The organism is Nakamurella deserti (assembly GCF_003260015.1).
GTDB lineage: Bacteria > Actinomycetota > Actinomycetes > Mycobacteriales > Nakamurellaceae > Nakamurella > Nakamurella deserti.
This window is the reverse complement of the sequence record NZ_QCXS01000004.1, coordinates 96,453-119,633: the sequence shown is the minus strand read 5'-3', so window position 1 is coordinate 119,633 and position 23,181 is coordinate 96,453. Positions and strand designations below refer to the sequence as shown.

The window sequence follows — 23,181 nt, the reverse complement described above, 5'->3', positions numbered from 1 at the left end:
GGTCAGCCTTCCGGCAGCGCCGGGCCCCTCCGACGGTTGCGCAGCGTGACCGCCGACCACCCGAACCGGGGCTTTGCGGGCCGGTCGGTCGCCGCGCCGTGACCGCCGACCGATCCGGGCGTCGCCACACACATGACCGTGATCGACCATCCCGCCGAACTCGCCACCGGGGCGCTGCGCCGCACCCGGGGGCGGCCGCTGCCCGGGGGCGACCTGCTCGTGGGCCGGAGCCGGCCGTTCGGGACCACCGGCCGGGTCGGCGGCGGCGCCGCGGTACGGAGCCTGCCGGGCGACCCGGAGCGGATGGCCGACGTCGCGGGGGTCATCCGCCGCGGTGAGATCCACTGCGTCTTCCAGCCCATCGTCGAGCTGGACGGCGGTGCGGTGGTGGCATTCGAGGCGCTCGCCCGCGGCCCGGTAGGGCCGCTGCAGGCGCCGGACGCGCTGTTCGACGCCGCGCGGAATGCGGGTCTGCTCACCGACCTCGACGAGCTGTGCCGCGTGACGGCCATCCGCGGTGCCGCCGCGGTGGAGATGCCCGCGGCGGCGGCGCTGTTCGTCAACGTGGAGCCGCAGGCCCTGCGCCGGTCGGCGTTGCAGGAGCTGCTCGAGGTGGCCGACGCCGTCGGTTCCCAGCGGCAGCTGGTCCTGGAGATCACCGAGCGGGCGCTGGCCACGGCCCCCGCCGAGCTGCTCGCGGTCGTCGAGATCCTGCGCGCCGCGGGGTGGCGCATCGCCCTGGACGACGTCGGGGCCGACGACATGTCGCTGGCGTTCATGGCGATGCTGCGGCCGGACATCCTCAAGATCGACATGAACATCGTGCAGCGCCGGCCCGACGACGCGGTGGCGACGCTGATGAGCGCGGTCAACGCGCACGCCGAGTCGACCGGCTGCGTGATCCTCGCGGAAGGCATCGAGACCGCGCAGCACCTCGCGGTCGCGCTCGCCCTGGGGGCCACCCTCGGGCAGGGCTGGTACTTCGGCCGGCCCACCCCCGACGCGCGGTGCGACGGGACCGTGGGGCGGCTCACGCTCCCCGCGGTGGCGTCGGCCCCGGTGTCGGTCACCCCGTTCGCGTCGGTGCCGACCATGCGGACCCGGACGGCGACCAAGCCACTGCTCATCCAGGTGAGCCAGCACCTGGAACGGCAGGCGGCCGACCTCGGCGCCACCTGCGTGGTGCTCTCGACGTTCCAGCACGCGCGGTTCTTCACGCCGGCGACGCGGCGTCGCTACGCCGCCCTCGGCATGCAGGTCGGGTTCGTGGCCGCCTTCGGCACCGACATGCCCGACGACGTCGCGCCCGGCGTCCGGGGCGCCCACCTGGACGCGTCCGACTACCTCTGCGCCGAGTGGGACATCGTCGTGCTGTCACCCCATTTCGCCGCGGCGCTGATCGCGCGGGAGGTCGACGGGGAGCCGGACGGCGACCGCCGCTTCGAGTTCGTGCTCACCTACGACCGGGCCGCGGTGGTCGGGGCGGCCGCGTCCCTGATGGCGCGGGTCGGCGGCGAGCGGGCCCGGGTCGCACCGGTGTCCGTCGGCGACGCGGCCGCCTAGGTCCGGCCGGCCGGCCCCGGGCGCCGGGGGTGGCTACAGGCGGCCGAACAACTCCCGCTTGCGCGCGTCGTACTCGCTGTCGTCCACCAGCCCACCGGCGTGCAGCGCCCGGAGCTCGGCCAGTTCCTCCAGCGGGTCCCGGACCGGCGCCGGGGCGTCCGCGGGTGCCCGTCCGGCCGCGGTGATGTCGTCACACATCCAGCCGGCCTGGATCCCCAGGATCTGGTCGACGACGAACGCGTCGCCGTCGCGCTCGACGGTCAGCCGTCCCATCCCCCGGTGCGTCGCCGAGGTGGCCGCGCGGACCGCGGTGAGCGGCACCTCGACCACGTCACCCGCGCCCCTGGGCAGGAACACCAGCCGGCGGCTGGTCAGCGCCAGCAGGCCGACCGACCGGCCGGCGCGGCCCTCCAGCAGGCGCAGCACGGCCTCGTCGTCGTCGAGGACGGCGTCCAGGGCGAGCAGGTCCCGGTCGGTCTGGCGGCCGAAGGCGGTGCGTTCGACCGCCCGGACCAGGTCCGCGCGGACGCCCAGCTGCCGCAGCTCCTCGGACCGGGTGGGCCGGGCCAGCAGCCGGGCCAGCGGGTTCTTCATCGGACGCCTCTCCTCCCGGTGGCCACGACGCCACCGACCGGACCAGTATTCCGCCGGTGGCGGGCGAGGTCGACGAGCCGGCGCCGTCAGCCGGTCGGGGACGCCGACGGGTAGAGCGTCACCTCGGTCGCCTTCACCACGAACCAGACCTCCCGACCGGGCACCAGGTCCAGATCCGCGGCCGCGTCGGCGGTCAGGTCGGCGACCGGGCCGGCGGCGCCGTCCGGCCCGTCCAGGGCCCGTACCCGGACCAGCTCGCCCCGCGGCTCGATCTCGCCGATCGTGACCGGCAGCCGGTTGCGGGGGCTGCCGCCCGGCGGCGTCAGGTGCACGGCGACCGCGGACGGCCGGAACAACGCCACGCCGGCCCCACCGGCGGGCGCGTCGACCACGCCGTGCAGGCGCTCGCCGCGAGGGGTCACCAGGCTGTGTCCGTCCAGCGTGCCGGCGACCAGATTGACGCCGGCGATCCGGGCGGCGAAGGCGGACCGGGGGCGGCTGAGCACCTCGCGGACGGGTCCCTGCTCCACGATCCGGCCGGCCTCGAGCACGATGACCCGGTCGGCGAGCGTCAGGGCGTCCAGGATGTCGTGGGTGACGAGCAGCGCACTGCGGTCGCCGGTCCGCAGCACCGTACGCAGCAGCCGGCGCAGGGCGGGGGCGACCGCGACGTCGAGCGCGGCCAGGGGTTCGTCGAGCAGCAGGAGGGCGGGGTCGGCGGCCAGCGCCCGGGCCACCGCGACCCGCTGCGCCTGCCCGCCGGACAGCTCCCCGGGCCGTCGGTCGGCCAGATCACCGGTGTCGACCGCGGCCAGCCACACCGTCGCCGCGGCGGCGGCAGCGACGCGCCCCACGCCCCGGCTGCGCGGGCCGAAGGCGACGTTGGCGGCCACGGTCAGGTGCGGGAACAGCATCGCCTGCTGCGCGAGCAGCACGGTCCGCCGTTCGTGCGGGGCCCGCCAGCCGCCCGCGTCGGTGTCGACGAGCGCGGCGCCGTCCAGGACGATCCGGCCGCGGTCGGGCCGCTCCAGGCCCGCCACCAACGACAACAGGGTGCTCTTGCCGGCGCCGTTCGGGCCGAGCACGGCCAGCACCTCACCGGCGGCGACCTCGCAGCGCAGCTCGAGACCGCGCGCGGCGAGGGCGACGTCCACCGACAACGCCCCGGCGCTCACAGGCTGCCCTCGGTGCCGCGGCCGCGCGTCACCAGCACGATGACCACCGCGATCGTGACGAGGACCAGCGACAGGGCGACGGCGGCGTCGGCGTCGGATTCGCGTTGCAGGTAGATCTCCAGAGGCAGGGTGCGGGTGACTCCCTGGAGGCTGCCGGCGAAGGTCAGGGTCGCGCCGAACTCCCCGAGGGCCCGGGCGAAGGCCAGCACCGCGCCGGAGGCCAGGCCGGGCAGCACGAGCGGGATCGTCACCCGCCGGAGCACGGTGGTCGGCCGCGCCCCGAGAGTGGCGGCGACCGCCTCGTAGCGGCGGCCGGCGGTCCGCAGCGCACCCTCCAGGCTCAGCACCAGGAACGGCAGCGCGACGAAGGTCTGGGCGATGACCACGGCGGTGGTCGAGAAGGCGATGCGGACTCCGAGGAACTCCAGCGTGTCCCCCAGCAGGCCACGTCGGCCGAAGGTGTACAGCAGCGCGATACCGCCCACCACCGGGGGCAGCACCAACGGGAGCAGCACGAACGCCCGCAGCACCCGCAGGCCACGGAAGCCGGCGCGCGCCAGCACCAGGGCCAGCGGCACACCGAGGAGCACGCACAGCACGGTGCTCGCCGCGGCCGTCCGCAGGCTCAGCGACAGCGCGTCCCGCGAGGACTCCGAGCTGATCAGCGACCAGAAGTCCGACCATCGCACCCGGGTCAGCATCGCCGCCAGGGGCAGCACCACGAACAGGACGGCGAGGGCCGCCGGGACGAACACCCAGCGGGGTACCCCCGACTCCGCCGCTCCCGGACGGCGCCCCGCCACGTCAGGCGCCCGGGGCGAACCCGGCGTCGGCGAGGACGGCCCGTCCGGTCGTGCCGGTCACCAGGGCGATGAACGCCGCCGCGGCCGTGGGGTCGGCGGCGTCCGTGAGGGCCGCGATCGGATAGGTGTTGACGGCCTCGCCGGACTCCGCGAAGGGCACGGTGTGGACCGCGTCGCCCGCCGCCCGGGCGTCGGTGACGTACACCAGGCCCGCGTCGGCCTCCCCGGTGCGGACCTTGTTGAGCACGTCGGTGACCGACTGCTCCTCGCTGACCGGGGTGAGCCGCACACCCGTCGCGTCCTCGACCCTCGCGGTCGCGCTGCCGCACGGGACGGCGTCGGCGCAGACGACGACGCTGACCCCGACGCCGGCCAGGTCGCCGAAGGACGCGATCGCGGCCGGGTTGTCGGGCGGGGTGACGATGACCAGGGTGTTCCGGGCGAAGGCCACCGGGTCGGCCGCCAACCCGGCGGCGACCACCCTGTCCATGGTCGCGGTGTCGGCGGCGGCGAACACGTCGGCCGGCGCCCCGTCGGTCAGCTGGGTGACCAGGTCCGACGACCCGGCGAAACCGAAAGTGACCGCGACACCGGGGTTCTCCGCTTCGAAGGTGGCGCCGAGGGCGGTGAAGGTGGTCTTCAGCGACGCCGCCGCGAAGACGGTCAGCGTGCCCTGGACGCCGGTGGTGGACGGGGCCGGGGACCGGTCGGCGGCCGGGGCGTCGCCGCCGCACCCGGCGAGCAGCAGGGCGCCGACGAGAACACCGGCCGGCCGGGAGATGCGGCGTCTCACGACGATCCGCCCGGCGTCTCGACGATCACGGTGGTGGCCTTGACGACGGCCACGGCCATCCGCCCCGGCTCAAGCTGCAGCTCCCCGACGGCTTCGCTGCTCATCAACGACACGACGAGGTGCGGCCCGCACTGGATTTCGACCTGGGCCATCACACCGTCGGCGACCACCCGGGTGACCAGACCGACGAAGCGGTTGCGGGCCGAACGTCGCACCCCCGAGGGGTCGGCGGCGGCGGTGGCGGCGTGGTCGCGCGCGAACGCGGCGAGTTCGCGTCCGTCGATCACCTTGCGGCCGCCCCCGTCCGCGGCGGCCGACAGCGATCCGGCGTCGATCCAGCGACGCACCGTGTCGTCGCTGACTCCGAGGAGATCAGCGGCCTCGCGGATCCGAAACTGCGGCATGGAATGGAGCTTACCGCCGCAGCTGCGGAGCAGGTGCCGGAATGCCGCGCCCCGGTACCTGCTCGGCGGAGCGGGCACCGGGGCGCGGGTGACCGACGTCAGTGGCGGGTCGTGGTGTCCCGGGACCCGTGGGCGGTACCGGTGGGCGCGATCAGCACCGGTTCGTCGGTGGGGGCGGCGACCGGGGCGTCGCCCTGGCCGGTGTCGGCGATCGCTTCCCCGCGGGCGATCATGCCCGCCTCGTCGGACAGCGGGATCTCGGGCAGGAAGATCGCCAGCACCAGCGCGATCAGCACCGCGGGGATGAGGTACCAGAACACCGGCGCCAGGGCGTCGGCGTAGGAGTCGACGATGGCGGTCTTGAGCGGGTCGCCGGCGGCCTTCACCTGAGCCGGTACGAGAGAGGCGGGATCGAGCCCGGCAGCGGCGGCCTGGGCGGCGTTGGCGGTGACGGCGGTGGTCAGGTTCTCCACGAGGCGGTTGGTGAAGATGGACCCGAAGACGGCCACACCCAACGCCGCGCCGACCTCGCGGAAGTAGTTGTTGGTGCTGGTCGCGGTACCGACGTCGTCGGGAGACACGGCGTTCTGCACCACCAGCACGATGATCTGCATGATGAAGCCGAGCCCGGCGCCGAGCACGAACAGCATCGTGCAGATGACCCAGATCGGCGTGGTGCCCGCCAGTGTCGTCAACCAGAGCATGCCCAGCGCGGTGACGATCGCGCCGACGATCGGGAAGATCTTGTAGCGGCCGGTCCTGGTGATGTGCCGCATCGACAGCGTCAGCGTCAGGATCAGGCCGATGATCATCGGGATGGTCAGCAGACCGGAGACGGAAGCCGATGTGCCCGAGGCCATCTGGAGGAAGGTCGGGATGAAGGCCAGTGCGGAGAACATGCCCAGGCCCAGCACCAGGCCGATCGCGGTGGCGAGGACGAAGGTGCGGTTGCGGAACAGGGCCATCGGGATGATCGGCTGCTCGGCGCGGTTCTCGACCACGACGAACGCGGCGACGGCGGCGGCGAAGGCGACGACGAGGCCGATGATCGTGGGGGAGGTCCACGCGTACTGCTTGCCGCCCCAGTCGGTGAACAGGATCAGGCAGGTGGTGGCGGTCGACAGCAGGATGACGCCGAGATAGTCGACCTTCCTGGTGTTGCGCTTCGACGGCAGGCTCAGCGTCCGCCAGGCGATGGCGAACGCGGCGATCCCGACCGGGATGTTGATCCAGAAGCACCACTCCCAGCTCAGGTGGTCGGTGAACAGACCGCCCAGCAGCGGTCCGCCGATCGCGCTGATGCCGAACACGGCGCCCATCGGAGCCAGGTACTTCCCGCGCTCCTTGGCCGGCACGATGTCGGCGATGATCGCCTGCGACAGGATCATCAGGCCGCCGCCGCCGAGACCCTGGATCCCGCGGAAGGTGACGAACTCCCAGAAGCCGGTCGCCAGGGCCGCACCCAGCGAGGCCAGCGTGAACAACGCGATGGCGACCAGGAACAGGTTGCGGCGGCCCCAGATGTCGCCGAACTTGCCGTAGATCGGCATCGCGATGGTGGTGGCCAGCAGGTACGCCGTGGTCACCCAGGCCATGTGGGCGACGCCCCCGAGATCGCCGACGATGGTCGGCATCGCCGTGGACACGATGGTCTGGTCGAGGCTGGACAGCAGCATCCCGGCCAGCAGGGCGGAGAAGATCAGCCAGATGCGGCGTCGGGTCAGCACGATCGGTGCCGGCGGGGCGGTGGTGGTCACGGGAACTCCTGGGTCTGCGGTCGGGGTGTGGTGGTCAGGGGCCGGCGTGGCCCGTGCCGGCGGTGATGACCGCCGTCGCGGCGACGAGTTCGCGCCGGATGTGAGTGGCGATGTCGCTGTCGTCGTCGGCCTGGACCCACTCGGCGACGGCTCGGCGCAGCAGGGTCTGGGCGACGGCCGCGGCGGTCCGGCTGGTCGTGTCCGGCGCCTCGAGTCCCTGCCGGCGGGCGATCATCCCGGCCAGCCGCTCCTCGTGCTCCATGCCGCGTGCGAGCTGGCGGGCGAGGATGCGGGGCTCCTGCATCATGACGGCGAACGCGGTCCGCAGCTCCTCCCGGTCGTCGCCGTGCAAGCCGTCGGCCGGGAACAGCACGGTCATCAGATCGGCGAGCAGGACGCCGGTGGGTCCGCCGTCCTGGAAGCGCCGCCGGCTCTCGTCGTCGCCGAGCGGCAGCTCGTCACCGGCCAGCGCCTCGTCCTTGGACGTGAAGTAGTTGAAGAAGGTCCGCACCGAGACGCCTACCTCGGCGCAGATCATCTCCACGGTCACGTTGTCCAGGCCGTGGGCGAGTGTGAGTCGTCGACCCGCGGTGGTCAGCCGGTGGCGGGTGGCCCGCTTCTTGGTCTCCCGGAGTCCGCCGACCGGGTCGGATGAATTCTGCACGTCATGCAGCATTGCACGTCGTGCAATTTTCGAGGCAGGGATCCGGATGTCGGCCGTCTCACATCCGCAGCCCCTCTACACCTGCGCACCGACCGCCGCCAGCAGGACGGGTGAGCCCGGCGGTGGTCGTCGAGGTCCGGGCGTCCGGGTGGACGACCGGGACGCCTCCGGGTCCGCCATTCTTCACCCGAATGCTCGTTATCGTTTCGTGATCGAGCGATCGCACGTGCGCCGAATGCGTCGTCGGACGCGGGAGGAATGCGATGCGGGGTGGATGGAGGGCGGCTGTCGGGTGTCCTGAGCTGGGACGACGTCCACGGAGGCGCGTCCGATCGGCTGGATGCACATTCCGTCGAAGTGCATCCGATCGGATGATCTTGGTGTCGTCAGGGCTCGGCGAAAGCATTTCCCGTCAATTCGAGGGGGGTGTTCACAACGGCATTACTCGTGAGTACGGTCACCGTCACAGCCTTTTCACATGCGGTTCCGAGGCTGCCCGTACCAGCGAGCGGCCGTGGGAACCCATCACTCTCGGAGGACATGAGTGCGAAAGATCGTGGCGGGACTGCTCGCCGTGTCACTCGCGACCGGACTCGGCGGGGCGGTGATCACCCCGGCGCTGGCGTCGGCGGTGCCCGCCGTCGACGACTCCCAGGTCTCGACGACACCGGATTCGGCCAAGGTGGTCGACGAGTTGCCGAACGCCCTGGAGGACAAGCGCCGGGACCTCCGCGAGGAGGCCATCACCGGGGTCCTCAACGGCGAACTGCAGCCCCAGGAGGTCAACGGCAGCACGGTCGTCAAGGTCGGCACCGCCGACCGGTCGGCGGCCGCCGAGAACGGGGCGCGGGAGTCCGAGGCGACCCAGCGTGAGCAGTACGTGGAGCTCGAACGGGAACGAACCGACCGGATCTTCGTCATCCTGGCCGAGTTCGGGGACGAGCGGGATCCGCTCTACCCCGACCAGGACACCGATCCGGACACCCCCGGACCGACCGTCTTCGACGGTCCGCTGGTGAACCAGATCCCCGAGCCGGACCGGACGCTGGACAACAGCACCAAGTGGATCCCGGACTTCAGCCGGGAGTATTTCGAGAACCTGTACTTCGGCACCGATCCCAGCGACGAGTCGTTGAAGCAGTACTACGAGACGCAGTCCTCCGGCCGGTATTCCGTCGACGGTGAGGTCACCGACTGGGTCAAGGTCAAGTACAACGAGGCCCGGTACGGCCGCTCCGACGGCTTCCCCTGCCTGTCCAACGTCTGCAGCAACACCTGGGACCTCGTCCGGGACGCCGCCGACCAGTGGGTCGCCGACCAGGAGGCCGCCGGCCGCAGCGACGCCGACATCGCCGCCGACATGAAGTCGTTCGACCAGTGGGACCGTTACGACTTCGACGGTGACGGCGACTTCAACGAGTCCGACGGCTACATCGACCACTTCCAGATCGTGCACGCCGGTGGGGACCAGGCCGACGGCGACCCGTACCAGGGTGAGGACGCCATCTGGTCGCACCGCTGGTACGCCTACCAGGGCGGCATCGGCACGGAGGGTCCGGCCGAGAACGCTCTGGGCGGCACCGAGATCGGCGACACCGGCGTCTGGATCGGCGATTACACGATCCAGCCGGAGAACGGCGGCCGCAGCGTGTTCTACCACGAGTACGGCCACGACCTCGGTCTGCCGGACGACTACGACACCACCGGTGCGGGCGACAACCCGAACGAGCACTGGACTCTCATGGCGCAGAGCCGCCTGGGTGCCGCAGGGGAGGACTTCATCGGCGACCGCGGTGGCGATCTCGGCGCCTGGAACAAGTTGCAGCTGGGCTGGCTCGACTACCAGGTCGAGGTGGCGGGCCAGGAGAAGAAGATCGAGCTCGGACCGGAGGAGTTCAACACCGACAAGGCCCAGGCGCTCGTCGTCGTGCTGCCCCAGAAGGAGGTCACCAGCGAGTTGGGTGCTCCGTTCGGTGGTGAGAACCAGTGGTACTCCGGGACCGGTGACGACCTGAGCAACAGCATGTCGCGGACCGTGGAGCTGCCGGCCGACCAGCCGGCGGAGCTGAGTTTCCAGGCCCGCTGGAGCATCGAGGACTGTGGCCCCGATCCGTGCGACTACGCCTACGTCCAGGTCGACGACGGCACCGGCTGGGCCGCCGTGCCCGGCTCCATCACCAACGCCGACGAGGGCAACGGCATCGACGGCTTCAGCGACGGCTGGCAGCCGGCCACCTTCGACCTGTCCGCCTACGCCGGGGAGACCGTCGGGCTGCGGGTGTCGTACTCCACCGACGGCGCCGCCCAGGGCTCCGAGGAGGGCAACGACCTCGGTCTGCCCGCCGGCATCTTCGTCGACGACATCGCCGTGACCTCCGGAGATGCCACGCTGCTCACCGACGACGCCGAGACCTCACCCAACGGCTGGACTCTCGACGGCTTCAGCACGGTCGGCAGCGTCGCCACCGAACTGTTCGACAACTACTACATCGCCGGTTACCGGAGCTACGTCTCCTACGACCGGTACCTGGAGACCGGGCCGTACAACTACGGCTTCGGCCCGGCGAAGCCCGACTTCGTCGAGCACTACGCCTACCAGGAGGGCCTGCTGATCTCCTACTGGGATACCTCCCAGTCGGACAACAACGTCAGTGAGCACCCGGGTGAGGGCCTGAACCTGTACATCGACTCCCGGCCCGAGACGCTGTACCGGCTCGACGGGCTGCCCTGGCGGACCCGCGTCCAGCTCTACGATGCGCCGTTCACCAAGGCCAAGGCCGACTCCTTCACCCTGCACATCGCGGGCCGACCGAGCTACATCCGCGGCGTGAAGGGCAACCCGACGTTCGACGACACCCGGGACTACTTCGATCCGGAGCTCCCGAACCACGGTGTCAAGGTCGCCGGGGCCGGCGTGACGATCAAGGTCCTGAACGAGAAGGACAACGGCGCCACGATCCGGTTGGGCAGCGTCAGCTGACCTGAGGGATTCCGACCGCGCGATCGGTGCGGACCAGACGACGGCGGCGTCCGGGGACAACCCCCGGGCGCCGCTGTTCTGTTCCCGAATCGGTCGCACCGCGAGAACTGTTCGCGCGCAGACCACGTCGCGCTCCGTGCAACCCGAGGCCCGGGTCGCACCGTCAGAGGAGGATGAAGCAGCTGATGATCAGAACCGTGTCGGTGCTGGGTGCGATCTCGCTCGCGGTGGCCGGCTGCGCAGGATCCGGGACCGGCGACCGGACGGGCAGCGCCACGTCCGCGGGTACCGCGTCCGGCACCACGGCGTCCGGCTCCGCGACGTCCGGCACCTCGACGTCCGGCACCACGGCGTCCGGCACCACGGCGTCGGGTGCCACCACGACGAGTGCCCCGGGAGCGACCCCACCGGCGACGACGACCTCGTCGTCGACCCGGCCGATGTCGACCACCGTGCTGCCGACGCTCACCCGGCCCACCGCCCCGCCGTCGGAACCCAGCGACCGGATCGCCGGGCTCTGGGTGGTCGGCACGGTCACCGAGGGCGGCGACGGCCCGTGCTACACGGTGACCGCCGACGACGGGCCGGTCTACACGGTGACGGGGACCGGCGGCACCCTCGCCGCGGGGGACAGGGTCAAGGTCCGTGTGTACCAGCGGGACCGCCCGGTGTACTGCGGGACCACCGAGGCCTGGTCCCTGATGGAGATCCAGCCGGCGGGCTGAGCCCGGAACCGCGCGATCAGCTCCAGCCGGCCGGGTCGACCCCGGCGGGCCGAGCCCGAACCGCGCACCCGGTCAGCTCCAGCGGCGGGGTCGACCCCGCCGGGCCGAGCCGGAACCGCGCGCGCTCAGCTCCAGCCGGCCGGGTCGACCCCGCCGGGGATGTCGGCGTCCGGGTCGTACGGGGTGCGGGTCAGCCGGAACGACGCGAGGTCGAGGTACGGACGGGTGCCGGCGGGGCGGATCACCCGCAGGGTCTCACCGAGGTAGTAGCCGTCCTGCCCCTCCCAGCTGTCCGCGCCCGTCCGCCGGAACCGCGAGCCACGACCGGCTCCCACGGGCACGAGCTCCAGCCAGCCGTCGGGCCGGACGTGCATCGTCAGCCGGGCGGGACCCCAGAACCATTCCCCGGTCAACTCCAGCCGGTCGGCCTGGTCCGGCCGCGCGTGCCACACGGTGGGCGACCGCGGTGCCGACCGGTCGACGACGGTCAGCAGGTCACCGACCAGCGTCGGCGACAGCCCGGTCGTGGTGTTGGTGAGGACCAGGATCGCGTCACCGTCGGCCCGGAACCGCAGCATCGCCAGGAATCCCGGCATCGACCCGCCGTGTCCGTACTGCCGGCGGCCGTCGGCGTTGAGTATCTCCAGGCCCAACCCGTACGCGCGGCTCCAGCGCTGCCCGGGCGGGTCGTCCCACGTGTGCGGGCGCTTCATCCGGGCCAGGACGGCGGCGGGCAGCACCCGGTCGTCGCCGGCCTGCAGGAACGTCGCGTAGCGGGCCAGGTCCCCCGTGGTGGACCACAACTGGCCCGCCGGGGCCATCGCCACCGCATCGTGCTCGGGTTCGCCGAGGACCACATCGGCGAACGGGTGCACGGCCAGCCCGGTGGCGTGGGGTGCCGCCGGTCGGTCCGTGGTGCGCGACATGCCCAGCGGGGCCAGGATCTCCTCGCGCACGCAGTCCAGCCAGCTCCGGCCGCGCAGGGCCGCCACCACCGCGCCCAACGCGCCGTAGCCGACGTTGGAGTAGTGGAAGTGGCCGACGGCCAGATCACGGGCGATCAACTGACGGCGCAGCTCGGCCTCGTCGATCCCCGCGGTGCGCTCCCACCAGGGGTTGTCGGTCTCCGCACGGATCCCGCCGGCGTGGCTGAGCAGCGACCGCAGGGTCACCGACGCAGTGGCCGTACCGGGCAGGTACCGGTCGAGTGGATCGTCGAGCGCGAGCCGGCCCTCCTCGGCGAGCCGCAGAACCAGCACCGCGACGAACGTCTTGGTGATGGAGCCGATGCGGTACTGGGTGTCGGGCGTCGCCGGTGACCCGTCGGGGCGCGCGTCGACGGTGCCGATCGCGTCCTGCCAGCGGATCTCCCCGTCCCGCACCCAGGCGGCCGACACCGACGGCAGTCGCCGGTCGGACTGCTCGACGGCGAGCCGGTGCGAGAGCTGTTCGGCGGTGGTGACCATCAGCGCTTCGCCGACGCACGGGGGGACAGGGAGCAGCGGGCCGTCATGGCCCCACGATAGGGCCGGGCGGCCGCGGGGTCAGCGGGCCTCGGTGGCCAGCACCGGCGGCGCGACCGCCACGTGCGGTACGGCGGTCTGCGCCGTCAGCCGGGAGTCCAGCCGGCCGAGGGCCGGCGCGACCACCAGGAAGACCACGGTCGCCACGATCACCGCACCGAACATCACCGCCGCCAACGACAGTGCGGTCACTCCGCCGAAGACGCCGGTCAGCGGGGCGACGACCGCGCCGACACCGAACTGGAAGGAGCCGAGCAGGGCCGAGGCGCTGCCCGCCCGGTCCGGGTTCGCATCCAGCGCGATCGTCGGCACCGAGGGCAGCACGAACCCGGCGGTGAACAGGGTGAGGACGAGCGTGACGATCAGCGGCCACATCCCCAGACCCAGGAGGGCCGTCACCAGCATGGCGGTGGCGACGGCGGCGCCGGCCAGTACGGCGACGCGCAGGATCTGCGCCGGCGTGAAGCGGCCGATCAGGGCGCCGTTGATCTGGGTTCCCGCGGTCAGGGCGGCGGCACCGGCGGTGAAGACGAGGGCGAAGCCGCCGACGGACAACCCGAACTGGTCCTGGAAGACGAAGGTCGCCGACGAGACGTAGGTGAAGATCGCCGCCATGAAGAAGCCGCTGACCAGCGTCAGCAGCATGAAGGTGCGGTCCCGCAACAGCGATGCGTAGGTGCGCAGCGCCGGTCGGACACCACCCTTACGGCGCCGGTCGACCGGCAGCGACTCCGGCAGCACGAAGACGGCCAGGCCCAGCAGCACCACACCGAACACCGTGAGGACGCCGAACTGCCAGCGCCACGAGCCGAGCCCCAGCATGAAGGAGCCGATCACCGGCGCGACGATGGGGGCCACCCCGACCACCAGCATCAGGCGGGCGAGCACCTTGCCGACCTGGATGCCGGAGAACCGGTCCCGCACGATGGCCATCGACAGCACCATCCCGGCAGCCGCGGCCAGACCCTGCACGAAGCGCATCGCGGCCAGCACCTCGACCGACGGCGCCACGATGATCGCCGCGGAGGCCAGGACGTACAGCACCAGCCCGCCGATCAGCGGGCGGCGGCGGCCGAGCGCATCGGAGAGCGAACCGATGAGCAGCTGACCGATCGCCAGCCCGGCGAGCGTCGCGGTGATCGTCAGCTGGACGGCGGCGGGGGTGGTGCCGAACTCCTCGGCGATGCGGGGGAACGCGGCCAGGTACAGGTCGATGGTGAACGGACCGATGGCGGTCAGTGCGCCCAGCAGCAGAACGAAGCCGGCGCTGATCCGCTCGCGGGTGGCGCGCGTCGGGGTGGGGGTCATGGGAAGCCTTTCGCGTCGTGCTCGGGTGTGGTGCGCACGCCCTCGGACGCGTCCTCCCGTGACCAACCGCCCCCTCCGCGCGGCCATTCCCGATTCACCGGAACCGGTGACCGCCCCCACAGCGGCTCCGCCGTCACGGCGCTCGTCCGGGAGCCGGAATCCTCCGACGGTGCCCTCGGCGGGCCGGGAGGGCGCGCGTACGCTCGTCCCGTGCAGACTCAGCGCGGCCTCGTCGACTACGCCCTCCGGCGTCGGTCGCTGCTGGCGCAGGTGACCAGCGGGCGGGTCCCGGTCGCCGAGGTGTGCGAGGCGAGCCCGTACCTGATGCAGGCGGCGAAGTTCCATGGTGTGCCCACCGACGTGCCGTGCCCGGTGTGCCGCAAGGAGAACCTGACGCACGTGCACTGGATCTACGGCGACGAGCTCGGCACGGCGGCGGGGTCGGCCCGCACCCCCGCGGAGCTGGAGAAGATGGCCGGCGTGTTCAGCGAGTTCGACGTCTACATGGTCGAGGTGTGCCGCACCTGCCAGTGGAACCACCTCGTCAGTTCGTTCGTGATGGGCCACCAGGGCGAGCGTGCGCCCAAGGCCCGCCGCGCCGGCGGCTGACCCGACGGGTCGGCTCGGGTGGGCCCGGTCGACCGGTCGGTAGCATCCGTGCGGTGAGCAGGAGCGCCGACCGGGGGGAACCGGCACCCGACCTTCCCGACGCCGGTCGCCGTCGGTCTGATCGCGCAGCCGACCCGAGCGCCACGCTCACGCCCTACGAACGCGTCGTCCCCAGCTGGACCGATGCGACGGTGCGCCGGGCGTCGCAGCTGATCGGCGGACCGCTCGGTCGGCACGCGCAGGTGGGCCGGCTGCCGATCCTGACGCCGCTGCGGGTGTGCCTGCTGATGGCGCTGCTGTTCCTGATCTTCGGATGGCTGGCGAAATCGCCGTGCATCCAGCAGACCCCGGGTGCCGACGGTGCCATGGTGCTGGACTCCAGCGGCAACCGGCAGTGGATCTCCGGCTGCTACAACGACGTCGTTCCCGCCTACCAGATCCACGGCCTGAACCAGTCGATCTCGCCGTTCGCGACGCACTACGCCAGTGACGGGTCGGTGATGCCGGCGCTGCCCTACGGCGCGTTGACCGCCGCGTTCCTGTGGCTGGTCGCCCGGGGCGCCGGCGCCTACCGCAAGGTGGCCGACGGCAGCGGCCTGTTGCCGGCGTCGCTGGACGTCGGCGTCTTCTTCACCGTCGGCGCCATCGCGCTGGGCCTGGTGTACCTGTGGGCGGTGGCCAGCACCCTGAAGATCTCCCGGCGGCGGCCGTGGGACACCGCCATCATGTGTCTGTCCCCGCTGCTCGTCGTGCACGCCTTCACCAACTGGGACATCCTGCCCATCGCGTTGCTCGCGGCGGCCATGTTGTCGTGGTCGCGTTCGCGGCCGGTGTGGGCCGGGGCCCTGCTCGGTCTGGCGGTGGCGGCGAAGCTGTACCCGGTGCTCCTGCTGGTGCCGCTGGTCGTCCTGGCGCTGCGGACCGGCAGGGTGCGGCCGGTGCTCGTCACCACGGTGACCGCCGCCGTCGCCTGGGCCGCGGTCAACCTGCCGTTCGTACTCACCGATCCGGCCGCGTGGTCGCAGTTCTACGCGGCCAACCTCGACCGCAGACCCGAGTTCACCTCGCTGTGGTCGGTGTTCTCGACGTGGTCGGGTTCGACGTTGTTCACGCCGGACCTCGCCCCCGGCCAGGCGCCGGCGCTGCTGAACGCGGTGGTCGCGGTGCTGCTGGTGGTGGCGGTGCTGCTCATCGGCTGGCTCGGACTCGCCGCGCCGCGCCGGCCCCGCGTGGCGCAGCTGATGTTCCTCACCGTGGCGGCGTTCCTGCTGATCACCAAGACGTGGAACCCGCAGTTCTCGCTGTGGCTGCTGCCGCTGGCCGTGCTGGCGTTGCCGCGCTGGCGGCCGCTGCTGGTCTGGCAGCTGGCCGAGGCGGCACTCTGGTGGCTGCTGATGCTGACCTTCGCCACCCGCGGCGACAGTTCGGCGCGGTACGCGCTCCTGTCGGCCTACCCGTTCCAGGCGATGGCGCTGGTGCGGGACGCGATCGTGCTGATGCTCATGGTGATGGTGATCCGGGAGATCCTGCGGCCGGCCGACGACCTGGTCCGCCAGGCCGGCGACGACGACCCGACCGGCGGCGTCTTCGCCGATGCACCCGACCGGTTCACGCTGCTGTCGCTGCCCGCCGTCCTCGGGTTCGGCCGCCGCCCGGCCATGGACCCGCGGGCCGCCGACGTGCCCGCCGTACCGGCGGGCGGGCCGCCCGCGGAGGCCGTCCCGCTCGTGGAACGCGTCGCGCCGCGCGAGTGACAGGTGCCACCCGGTCGGGCGGCTCGGCGCGCCGCCGCGGTGGGCAGACTGGACCGGGTGGACGGCGTCTCCCGCCGCCCCGGTCCCGCAGGAGCCCCCGTTGACCGCACCACCCTCGCCGTTTTCCGGACGCACCCGCCGGCGGCTGCTGCCCGCGCTGGTCGTCTTGGTGCTCGCCCTGGCATTCCCGCCGTTCGCCCACGCCGACGACACGGTGCAGGCCACCGTCGACGGTGCGGTCGCGGCGGCCGCGGCGGCCGACGTGCAGCAGTCGGTCGCCGTGCTCGACCGGACCGACGGCACCCTGCTCGCCTCGGCGGGCGGCGACTCCGTGTACAACTCCGAGTCCGTCCTGAAGCTGTTCACCGCGGCCTACTACCTCGTACAGGCGGACGGGCAGCTCGACGCGGGTACCGCCGCCGCGCTGCGCACCATGATCGAGGTGTCCGACAACGGCATCCAGAGCGACCTCTGGCGGCGCGACATCGTGCCCACCATCGCCGAGCGGTACGGGTTGACCGGCACGACGAACGCGGCGAACGCCAGCTCCCGCAACTGGGGTTCGGCGAAGATCACCGCGAACGACCAGGTGCGATTCCTCTGGGGCATGTCACAGGACCCGCTCGTCGGACCGTCGCTGATGAGCTGGATGGCGGCCGCCGCCCCGACCGGATCGGACGGCTTCGACCAGGCCTTCGGGCTCAACGCGGTGACCGGCGACCACGGCGCCAAACAGGGCTGGAGCGATCCGGGCTGGTCGCCGTACAACATCCACTCGGTCGGCTGGACCGGGCGGTTCTTCGTGGCCATCCTGCAGACGTCCGCCAGCGCGGGCAGCGACACGATGAAGGCCGCGTCCACCTTCACCGCCCAGGTCCTCACCGACCGGGTCGACGCGATGTACCCGCCGGCGCCCGCCGCCGCCCCGCCGTCGCTGGACTGCGCCGCCACCGGGTGGCTGGGCTCCGCACTGCTGCGGGTCGTCGTGCCGAGTGTCGAGTCGACGCTGGACGCCGTGCTGGCCGCACCGGTGGACTGGTGCCCGGCCGCGTGACCGCCCGGCGCCGGGGAGCAGGATGACCCGATGGCCCTGATCCGGTGTGACTTCCATTCCGACGCCCTGGGCGTCGGTACCTCGATGACCGTGCTGCTGCCCGAACAGACCTCCAGTCAGATCGGACTGGCGGGCGCTCCGGCCGCCGCCGCCGGCGGCTTCCCGACGCTGTACCTGCTGCACGGTCTCTCGGACGACCACAGCATCTGGCAGCGGCGGACCGCGCTGGAACGCTACGTCGCACCGCTCGGGCTCGCCGTGGTGATGCCGTCGGTGAGCCGCAGCTTCTACGCCGACGAGGCGTTCGGGCTGGAGTACTGGACCTTCCTCGCCGACGAGCTGCCGGCGAAGGTGGAGTCGATGTTCCGGGTGTCGACCCGCCGGGAGGACCGTTTCGTCGCCGGTCTGTCGATGGGCGGCTACGGCGCGTTCAAGTGGGCGCTGCGCCGTCCCGACCGCTTCGCCGCCGCGGCGAGCCTGTCCGGCGCGGTCGACCTCGACCGCATCCAACGGGAACACGGCCGCATGCAGGACCCCGGGATGATGCGGCGGATCTTCGGCGACGCGGCGGTCGCCGGGTCCGACGACGACCTGTTCGCGCTGCTCGACACCGTCACCGACCCGCCGCCGCTGTACCTGGGCTGCGGCACCGGCGACCATCTCATCGACGACAACCGGCGGTTCGTCGCCGCCTGCGCCGAGCGCGACGTCGACCTGACGGTCGACTTCCAGGAGGGCGTGCACGACTGGGCGTACTGGGACCGCACCATCCAGGACGTCCTGGCCTGGCTGCCGCTGCGGTCCCGTGGCGCCTGAGAGCGGTCCGGCCGGGCTCCCCGCGCCGACCGAGGTGCTCGAGGCCGCGCGGGCCGAGCTGGCCGCCACCGAGCGTGCCCTGGCCGACATCCGACGGGTCCGTGCGGACCGGGTGGACGACGACGAGCACGATCCGGAGGGCAGTCCGCTGTCGGCGGAGTGGGCCCGGTTGGACGGTCTGCACCGGGCGGCGGCCCGCCGGGTGGCGGCCGCCGAAGCGGCGGTGGCGCACGCGGCATCAGGCCGGTACGGGATCTGCCAACGCTGCGGCGGGCCGATCGCCGCCGGCCGGCTGGAGGCGTTGCCGGCGGCGGTCCGCTGCGTGCGCTGCGCCTGAGCGGACGCCCGACCGGCGGCGGCGGGCCGGAACCGGTCCACCCGACCGGCGTGGGCGGCGGCGGTCGGCCGACCGGTCGCCCACGACGGATTCCGCCCCGCCCCGCCCCGCGCCGCCGAGCGGGCGGACGGCCGCACCGGGCGGCGCCGCGGCCGGAGGTCTGCCCGAAAGTACCTGGTCACGGCGCTGACGCCCTGCCTACGCTGCGACGGGCCGGCACCTCCCGCCGGCGCCGTCGAGCAGTGGAGGTCGTCGTGCGACGTCGTGTCGTGTCCGCCGGGGTGGCCGTGGTCCTGGTCGCCGGCCTCGCCGGCTGCGGTGGGGGCGGGACGCAGGGGACCGCCGAAGCGGTCGCCGGCGGCATCGCCGCCGCCGTGGAGTCCGCGAGCGCGCTCGCCACCGCGCTCCCGTCGGACCTGCCGATGGCGTCGGCCACCGGGACGGGGGAGCCGGCCGGGCCGACGAGCGAGGCCGCCGTGGCCGCACCGGTCACCCGGAGCATCGACAGGACCGGGTGGTACGACGGATTCGCCGTCACCGTGGACGAGGCGACCGCGGAACCCGGATACGGAACGTCCGTCGACGTGACGGTCGGTCTGACCTACGACAATCTCGGGATCGAGGACGACTCGCCGCCCCGGGGTGACGTCGAGGTCGACGGGCTCGCCGTCGAGGCGTTCTTCGACGCCCCCGACATCCCCGGTGGTGGGAAGGCCCGGGGGACCGCCACCTTCACCGTGACGCCGGACGAGGCGGTGACGCCGGCGGAGGCCATCGATCTGGTGTCGCTGGTCTACGGGGACGCCGGCGACAACCGGACGGTGCTGCCGCTGGCCGACTCGGCCGAGGTCGACAGCATCGAGCCGCTCGACATCCCCGTCACCGGCAACCTCACCCAGGGCCAGATCGTCGTGGACGTCGTCGAGGCCTCGTTGGCCCCGAGCTACGAGTCCGGTGAGAAGGGCAAGGCGCTGCTCGACGTCCGGGTGAAGCTGACGTGCGCACCGGACTGCAACGCCTCCGGCTGGAACACCGGCTACGAACAGTTCTCCGTCACCGCGCCGGACGGCAGCTCGGTCGTCGCCGACCAGCGCAGCGACTACTGTTGCGACGCCTTGTATCCCGGCACCGTGTCCGACAGCGAGCGGAACGTCCTGACCTTCGTGGTGCCGCTGCCCGGCACCGGCGAGTACACCCTCACCTACGACAACGGCGACATCACCGCCGAGGGCACACCGCCGGCGACCTTCTCGTTCTCGACGTCCTGAGCCGCGGGCGGCATCGACCGGGCGTGCCGCCTCCGTCGCCGGAGCGCTACTCGGCGTCGAGGGCGGCGAGCGCGCCGCTGAGGGCGCCGAGCGCCATGGTGATCAACCCGGACCGCTGCTCCTCGGGGCAACCGTCGGACGCCCAGGTCAGCGCCGCACCGTCGAGGAACCCGAGATAGCCGTGCAGGGCCTGGTTCTCGGCGGGTGCGGTGGTACGGCCGAGCGCGTCGCGGACGCGGCCGACGAAGGTCTCCCGGGCGTGCATCCGCATCGCGAACGCCGGCCCGAAGCCGCTGTCGGGCGCCCGCAGCGGTGCCGTCCAGCCCCTGCCGGAGGTGGCGGTGAAGTCGAGGTAGGCGTCGATGGCCAGGGCGATCCGCGTCCATCCGTCCGTACCGGGGCCGCCGGCGGCCCCGTCCGCCGCGGTCCACCGGTCCTCCAGGTCCTGTACGGCGGCGGTGACGATCTCGACGTACAGCTCACTCTTCGTGGCGAAATAACGGTGCACCAACGCTTCCGACGCGCCGGCCACCTCCGCGATGCCGGCCAGGCTGACCTGGTCGTAGGGCGCCGCGGCGAAGGCGGCCTCGGCGGCGGTGAGGATCGCCGACCGTCGCTGGGCGATGGGAAGTCGCTGACGGGGACGACGATCGACGCGGGCCATGATGGGTACGGTACGGGGGTAGTGAGATTTGGTCACTAGACAGGTGCGCAACGATCAGCAGGGGATGCATCACATGGCGGCGGAATGGTCGGAACACGCGATCTGGTGGCAGGTCTATCCGTTGGGCTTCGTCGGCGCTCCCCGTGAGGGTCGCCCGGACGCCGACGTCGTACACCGCCTCGGCCGGATCGGCGCCTGGCTGGACTACGTCATCGAGATGGGCTGCAGTGGAATCGCTCTCGGTCCGGTGTTCGCATCGGAGACGCACGGTTACGACACCGTGGACCACTTCACGATCGACCCCCGGCTCGGGTCCGAGGCCGATTTCGAGGCGCTCGTCGAGGCTGCCCACAGCCGCGGGCTGCGGATCCTGCTCGACGGTGTGTTCAATCACGTCGGTCGCGCCCACCCGGCGTTCGCCGCCGCGCTGGCCGGCGGGCCGGCGTCGGAGACCGCGTCGTGGTTCCGGCTGGACTGGCCCGACGGGTGGTCGCCGGGCGACGCCCCGCCGCGCGCCGACAACTTCGAGGGCCACGACGCGCTCGTCGCCCTCGACCACGACGACCCCGCCGTGGTGGAGCTCGTCGCCGACGTGATGACGCACTGGCTGGACCGCGGCGCGGACGGCTGGCGGCTGGATGCGGCGTACGCGGTGCCGGCGGCGTTCTGGGCGCAGGTGCTGCCCCGGGTCCGCGACGCCCATCCGCACGCCTGGATCGTCGGTGAGGTCATCCACGGCGACTACGCCGGGATCGTCGCGGAGTCCGGGATGGACTCGGTGACCCAGTACGAACTGTGGAAGGCCGTCGGCAACGGCATCGTCGAGCGGAACTTCTTCGAGCTCGCGTGGTCGATGAAGCGGCACAACCAGTTCCTGGAGTCGTTCGTGCCGATGACCTTCGTCGGCAACCACGACGTCACCCGGCTGGCCACGCTGATCACCGACGAGCGGCACCGGCAGCACGCCCTCGTGGTGCTGATGACCGTCGGCGGCGTGCCGGCCGTCTACTACGGCGACGAGCAGGGCTTCACCGGGCTCAAGGAGGAGCGGGCCGGGGGGGACGACGCCATCCGGCCGGCCTTCCCCGACGGCCCGGACGACCTGGCCGCCGGCGGGTGGTCGACCTACCACCGTCACCAGGAGCTCATCGCGCTGCGGCGGCGCCACCCCTGGTTGCACCGCGGGCGGACCGCGGAGCTGTCGCTGACCAACACCGGTTACGCCTACGAGGTGCGGTCCGGCGACGACCGGCTGGTGGTGGCGCTCAACATCGGCGACGACACGCTCGAGCTGACCGGGCTCGGGGCGTCGCAGGTGCGGGCCGGTCACGCCGACCTCGTCGGGGGCACGGTGCGGGTGCCGGGGCACGGCTGGGTGGTCCTGGGCTGACGGGTTCGTCCGGCCTGCGCGCGCTGGTAACCTGGGAGAGTTGTGCCCGGCCGGGGGCGCCCATGTGCCCGGTCTGCAACCCCCTCCTGTCGCGGACCTACCGCGACCGATGAGCCCATAGGAGGTGTACGTGAGCGTATCCACGACGCCGCGTCACTACGAGCTTCTGCTCATTCTCGATCCCAGTCTCGACGAGCGCACCGTCGCTCCCTCGATCGACACCTTCCTCAACGTCGTCCGTCAGGGCGGCGGTTCGGTGGAGAGTGTCGAGGTGTGGGGACGTCGTCGCCTCGCCTTCGAGATCCGGAAGAACGCCGAAGGCATCTACGCGGTGATCAACGTGACCGCGCCGTCCGCGGCCGTCACCGAGCTGGACCGTCAGCTGAACCTGAACGAGTCCGTGCTCCGCACCAAGATCATCCGCCCGACCGTCAAGAAGTAAGGGTCGGTCATGGCTGGCGACACGATCATCACGGTGGTGGGCAACCTCACCGCCGATCCGGAGCTGCGGTTCACCGCGTCCGGAGCGGCCGTCGCGAACTTCACCGTCGCGTCCACTCCTCGCACGTTCGACCGGGCGAGCAATGAGTGGAAGGACGGCGAGGCTCTGTTCCTGCGCTGCAACATCTGGCGTCAGGCTGCGGAGAACGTGGCGGAGTCGCTGACCCGCGGGAGTCGCGTCGTCGTCACGGGACGGCTCAAGCAGCGGTCCTTCGACACCAAGGAAGGCGAGAAGCGCACCGTCATCGAGCTGGAGGTCGACGAGATCGGCCCCTCGCTGCGCTACGCCACGGCCAAGGTCAACCGCGTCAACCGGCCTGCCGGTGGCGGGGGCGGCGGCGGTGGCGGCGGCTACGGCGGTGGCGGCGGCGGCGGCAACTCGGCTCCGGCCGACGATCCGTGGGCCTCGGCACCGCCGGCCGGCGGTGGCGGCGGCTACTCGGACGAACCGCCCTTCTAGGCCTCCCTGCTCTCTTCCTGATCTCTCTCTTCCACTGGA

23 protein-coding genes are annotated in these 23,181 nt (G+C 72.3%); 12 read left to right on the top strand and 11 right to left on the bottom strand.

Features of this window, described 5'->3' with window-relative positions:
* The first annotated feature begins 138 nt into the window (after positions 1-138).
* Positions 139-1,563, top strand: coding sequence for a sensor domain-containing phosphodiesterase (locus DB033_RS18985; RefSeq protein WP_170315599.1), 1,425 nt, complete (start codon positions 139-141; stop codon positions 1,561-1,563).
* Between the two features lie 33 nt (positions 1,564-1,596).
* Here the strand turns inward: DB033_RS18985 and DB033_RS18980 are convergent, their stop codons facing one another.
* From DB033_RS18980 to DB033_RS18950, 7 genes are all read right to left on the bottom strand, one after another.
* On the bottom strand, positions 1,597-2,157 hold the full coding sequence (locus DB033_RS18980; protein ID WP_111768532.1) for an SHOCT domain-containing protein: 561 nt from the start codon (positions 2,155-2,157) through the stop codon (positions 1,597-1,599).
* Between the two features lie 86 nt (positions 2,158-2,243).
* The gene (locus DB033_RS18975; RefSeq protein WP_111768531.1) at positions 2,244-3,332 is read right to left on the bottom strand and encodes a sulfate/molybdate ABC transporter ATP-binding protein; all 1,089 of its coding nucleotides are present in this window, start codon (positions 3,330-3,332) and stop codon (positions 2,244-2,246) included.
* Positions 3,329-4,087, bottom strand: coding sequence for an ABC transporter permease (locus DB033_RS18970; RefSeq protein ID WP_240615986.1), 759 nt, complete (start codon positions 4,085-4,087; stop codon positions 3,329-3,331). Before DB033_RS18970 ends, DB033_RS18975 begins: the two co-directional genes overlap by 4 nt.
* A gap of 49 nt (positions 4,088-4,136) precedes the next feature.
* On the bottom strand, positions 4,137-4,928 hold the full coding sequence (modA, locus tag DB033_RS18965; RefSeq protein WP_240615985.1) for a molybdate ABC transporter substrate-binding protein: 792 nt from the start codon (positions 4,926-4,928) through the stop codon (positions 4,137-4,139).
* Positions 4,925-5,332, bottom strand: a complete 408-nt coding sequence (locus tag DB033_RS18960) for a TOBE domain-containing protein (RefSeq protein ID WP_111768529.1) — start codon at positions 5,330-5,332, stop codon at positions 4,925-4,927. The genes modA and DB033_RS18960 overlap by 4 nt, the downstream gene beginning before the upstream one ends.
* 98 nt (positions 5,333-5,430) lie before the next feature.
* Positions 5,431-7,089 carry an MDR family MFS transporter gene (locus DB033_RS18955; RefSeq protein ID WP_111768528.1) on the bottom strand — a complete coding sequence of 553 codons (1,659 nt, stop codon included), beginning with the start codon at positions 7,087-7,089 and terminating at the stop codon, positions 5,431-5,433.
* Positions 7,090-7,123: 34 nt separating this feature from the next.
* Entirely contained in the window at positions 7,124-7,753 is a 630-nt protein-coding gene (locus DB033_RS18950) for a TetR/AcrR family transcriptional regulator (protein ID WP_170315598.1), read from the bottom strand.
* Positions 7,754-8,297: 544 nt separating this feature from the next.
* On the opposite strand from DB033_RS18950, the gene DB033_RS18945 reads away from it, so the two are divergent.
* Complete coding sequence (locus DB033_RS18945; RefSeq protein ID WP_111768526.1) at positions 8,298-10,733, top strand: immune inhibitor A domain-containing protein; 2,436 nt, start codon at positions 8,298-8,300, stop codon at positions 10,731-10,733.
* 163 nt (positions 10,734-10,896) lie between these two features.
* Here DB033_RS18945 and DB033_RS18940 read toward each other — a convergent pair whose 3' ends face one another.
* Positions 10,897-11,202 carry a hypothetical protein gene (locus tag DB033_RS18940; RefSeq protein WP_157970803.1) on the bottom strand — a complete coding sequence of 102 codons (306 nt, stop codon included), beginning with the start codon at positions 11,200-11,202 and terminating at the stop codon, positions 10,897-10,899.
* Between DB033_RS18940 and DB033_RS18935 the strand changes: the two genes are divergently transcribed.
* Complete coding sequence (locus DB033_RS18935; RefSeq protein WP_157970802.1) at positions 11,174-11,458, top strand: hypothetical protein; 285 nt, start codon at positions 11,174-11,176, stop codon at positions 11,456-11,458. The two genes, DB033_RS18940 and DB033_RS18935, sit on opposite strands and share 29 nt — an antisense overlap.
* Before the next feature lie 125 nt (positions 11,459-11,583).
* Here DB033_RS18935 and DB033_RS18930 read toward each other — a convergent pair whose 3' ends face one another.
* Both DB033_RS18930 and DB033_RS18925 read right to left on the bottom strand, forming a co-directional pair.
* On the bottom strand, positions 11,584-12,924 hold the full coding sequence (locus tag DB033_RS18930; protein ID WP_111768523.1) for a serine hydrolase domain-containing protein: 1,341 nt from the start codon (positions 12,922-12,924) through the stop codon (positions 11,584-11,586).
* 78 nt (positions 12,925-13,002) lie between these two features.
* Positions 13,003-14,289 (bottom strand): multidrug effflux MFS transporter, encoded by a 1,287-nt coding sequence (locus DB033_RS18925; protein ID WP_111768522.1) that lies wholly within the window; start codon positions 14,287-14,289, stop codon positions 13,003-13,005.
* A gap of 210 nt (positions 14,290-14,499) precedes the next feature.
* Between DB033_RS18925 and DB033_RS18920 the strand changes: the two genes are divergently transcribed.
* From DB033_RS18920 to DB033_RS18895, 6 genes are all read left to right on the top strand, one after another.
* Entirely contained in the window at positions 14,500-14,898 is a 399-nt protein-coding gene (locus tag DB033_RS18920; protein WP_111768521.1) for a DUF5318 family protein, read from the top strand.
* Between the two features lie 53 nt (positions 14,899-14,951).
* Entirely contained in the window at positions 14,952-16,652 is a 1,701-nt protein-coding gene (locus DB033_RS18915) for a glycosyltransferase family 87 protein (protein ID WP_157970801.1), read from the top strand.
* 100 nt (positions 16,653-16,752) lie between these two features.
* Positions 16,753-17,706, top strand: a complete 954-nt coding sequence (locus DB033_RS18910) for a hypothetical protein (protein WP_111768519.1) — start codon at positions 16,753-16,755, stop codon at positions 17,704-17,706.
* A gap of 30 nt (positions 17,707-17,736) precedes the next feature.
* Entirely contained in the window at positions 17,737-18,522 is a 786-nt protein-coding gene (locus DB033_RS18905) for an alpha/beta hydrolase (protein WP_111768518.1), read from the top strand.
* Positions 18,512-18,859 (top strand): TraR/DksA family transcriptional regulator, encoded by a 348-nt coding sequence (locus DB033_RS18900; protein WP_111768517.1) that lies wholly within the window; start codon positions 18,512-18,514, stop codon positions 18,857-18,859. The genes DB033_RS18905 and DB033_RS18900 overlap by 11 nt, the downstream gene beginning before the upstream one ends.
* Positions 18,860-19,113: 254 nt before the next feature.
* Positions 19,114-20,127, top strand: a complete 1,014-nt coding sequence (locus DB033_RS18895; protein WP_157970800.1) for a hypothetical protein — start codon at positions 19,114-19,116, stop codon at positions 20,125-20,127.
* Between the two features lie 46 nt (positions 20,128-20,173).
* Here DB033_RS18895 and DB033_RS18890 read toward each other — a convergent pair whose 3' ends face one another.
* Positions 20,174-20,791, bottom strand: coding sequence for a TetR/AcrR family transcriptional regulator (locus tag DB033_RS18890; RefSeq protein ID WP_111768515.1), 618 nt, complete (start codon positions 20,789-20,791; stop codon positions 20,174-20,176).
* A 73-nt stretch (positions 20,792-20,864) separates the two neighbouring features.
* On the opposite strand from DB033_RS18890, the gene DB033_RS18885 reads away from it, so the two are divergent.
* The 3 genes from DB033_RS18885 (at position 20,865) to DB033_RS18875 (ending at position 23,142) form a co-directional block, all read left to right on the top strand.
* Complete coding sequence (locus DB033_RS18885) at positions 20,865-22,181, top strand: alpha-amylase family glycosyl hydrolase (RefSeq protein WP_111768514.1); 1,317 nt, start codon at positions 20,865-20,867, stop codon at positions 22,179-22,181.
* 130 nt (positions 22,182-22,311) lie between these two features.
* Positions 22,312-22,623 carry a 30S ribosomal protein S6 gene (rpsF, locus tag DB033_RS18880; protein ID WP_111768796.1) on the top strand — a complete coding sequence of 104 codons (312 nt, stop codon included), beginning with the start codon at positions 22,312-22,314 and terminating at the stop codon, positions 22,621-22,623.
* Between the two features lie 9 nt (positions 22,624-22,632).
* Entirely contained in the window at positions 22,633-23,142 is a 510-nt protein-coding gene (locus DB033_RS18875; protein WP_111768513.1) for a single-stranded DNA-binding protein, read from the top strand.
* Positions 23,143-23,181 lie beyond the last annotated feature (39 nt).

What these genes read in the sequence shown, in the direction of transcription:
- DB033_RS18980 (WP_111768532.1), bottom strand. Translation starts at nt 2,157, where the DNA reads ATGAAGAACCCGCTGGCCCGGCTGCTGGCCCGGCCCACCCGGTCCGAG.
- DB033_RS18960 (WP_111768529.1), bottom strand. Translation starts at nt 5,332, where the DNA reads ATGCCGCAGTTTCGGATCCGCGAGGCCGCTGATCTCCTCGGAGTCAGC.
- DB033_RS18935 (WP_157970802.1), top strand. Translation starts at nt 11,174, where the DNA reads ATGTCGACCACCGTGCTGCCGACGCTCACCCGGCCCACCGCCCCGCCG.
- DB033_RS18930 (WP_111768523.1), bottom strand. Translation starts at nt 12,924, where the DNA reads ATGGTCACCACCGCCGAACAGCTCTCGCACCGGCTCGCCGTCGAGCAG.
- DB033_RS18925 (WP_111768522.1), bottom strand. Translation starts at nt 14,289, where the DNA reads ATGACCCCCACCCCGACGCGCGCCACCCGCGAGCGGATCAGCGCCGGC.
- DB033_RS18905 (WP_111768518.1), top strand. Translation starts at nt 17,737, where the DNA reads ATGGCCCTGATCCGGTGTGACTTCCATTCCGACGCCCTGGGCGTCGGT.
- DB033_RS18890 (WP_111768515.1), bottom strand. Translation starts at nt 20,791, where the DNA reads ATGGCCCGCGTCGATCGTCGTCCCCGTCAGCGACTTCCCATCGCCCAG.
- DB033_RS18885 (WP_111768514.1), top strand. Translation starts at nt 20,865, where the DNA reads ATGGCGGCGGAATGGTCGGAACACGCGATCTGGTGGCAGGTCTATCCG.
- DB033_RS18875 (WP_111768513.1), top strand. Translation starts at nt 22,633, where the DNA reads ATGGCTGGCGACACGATCATCACGGTGGTGGGCAACCTCACCGCCGAT.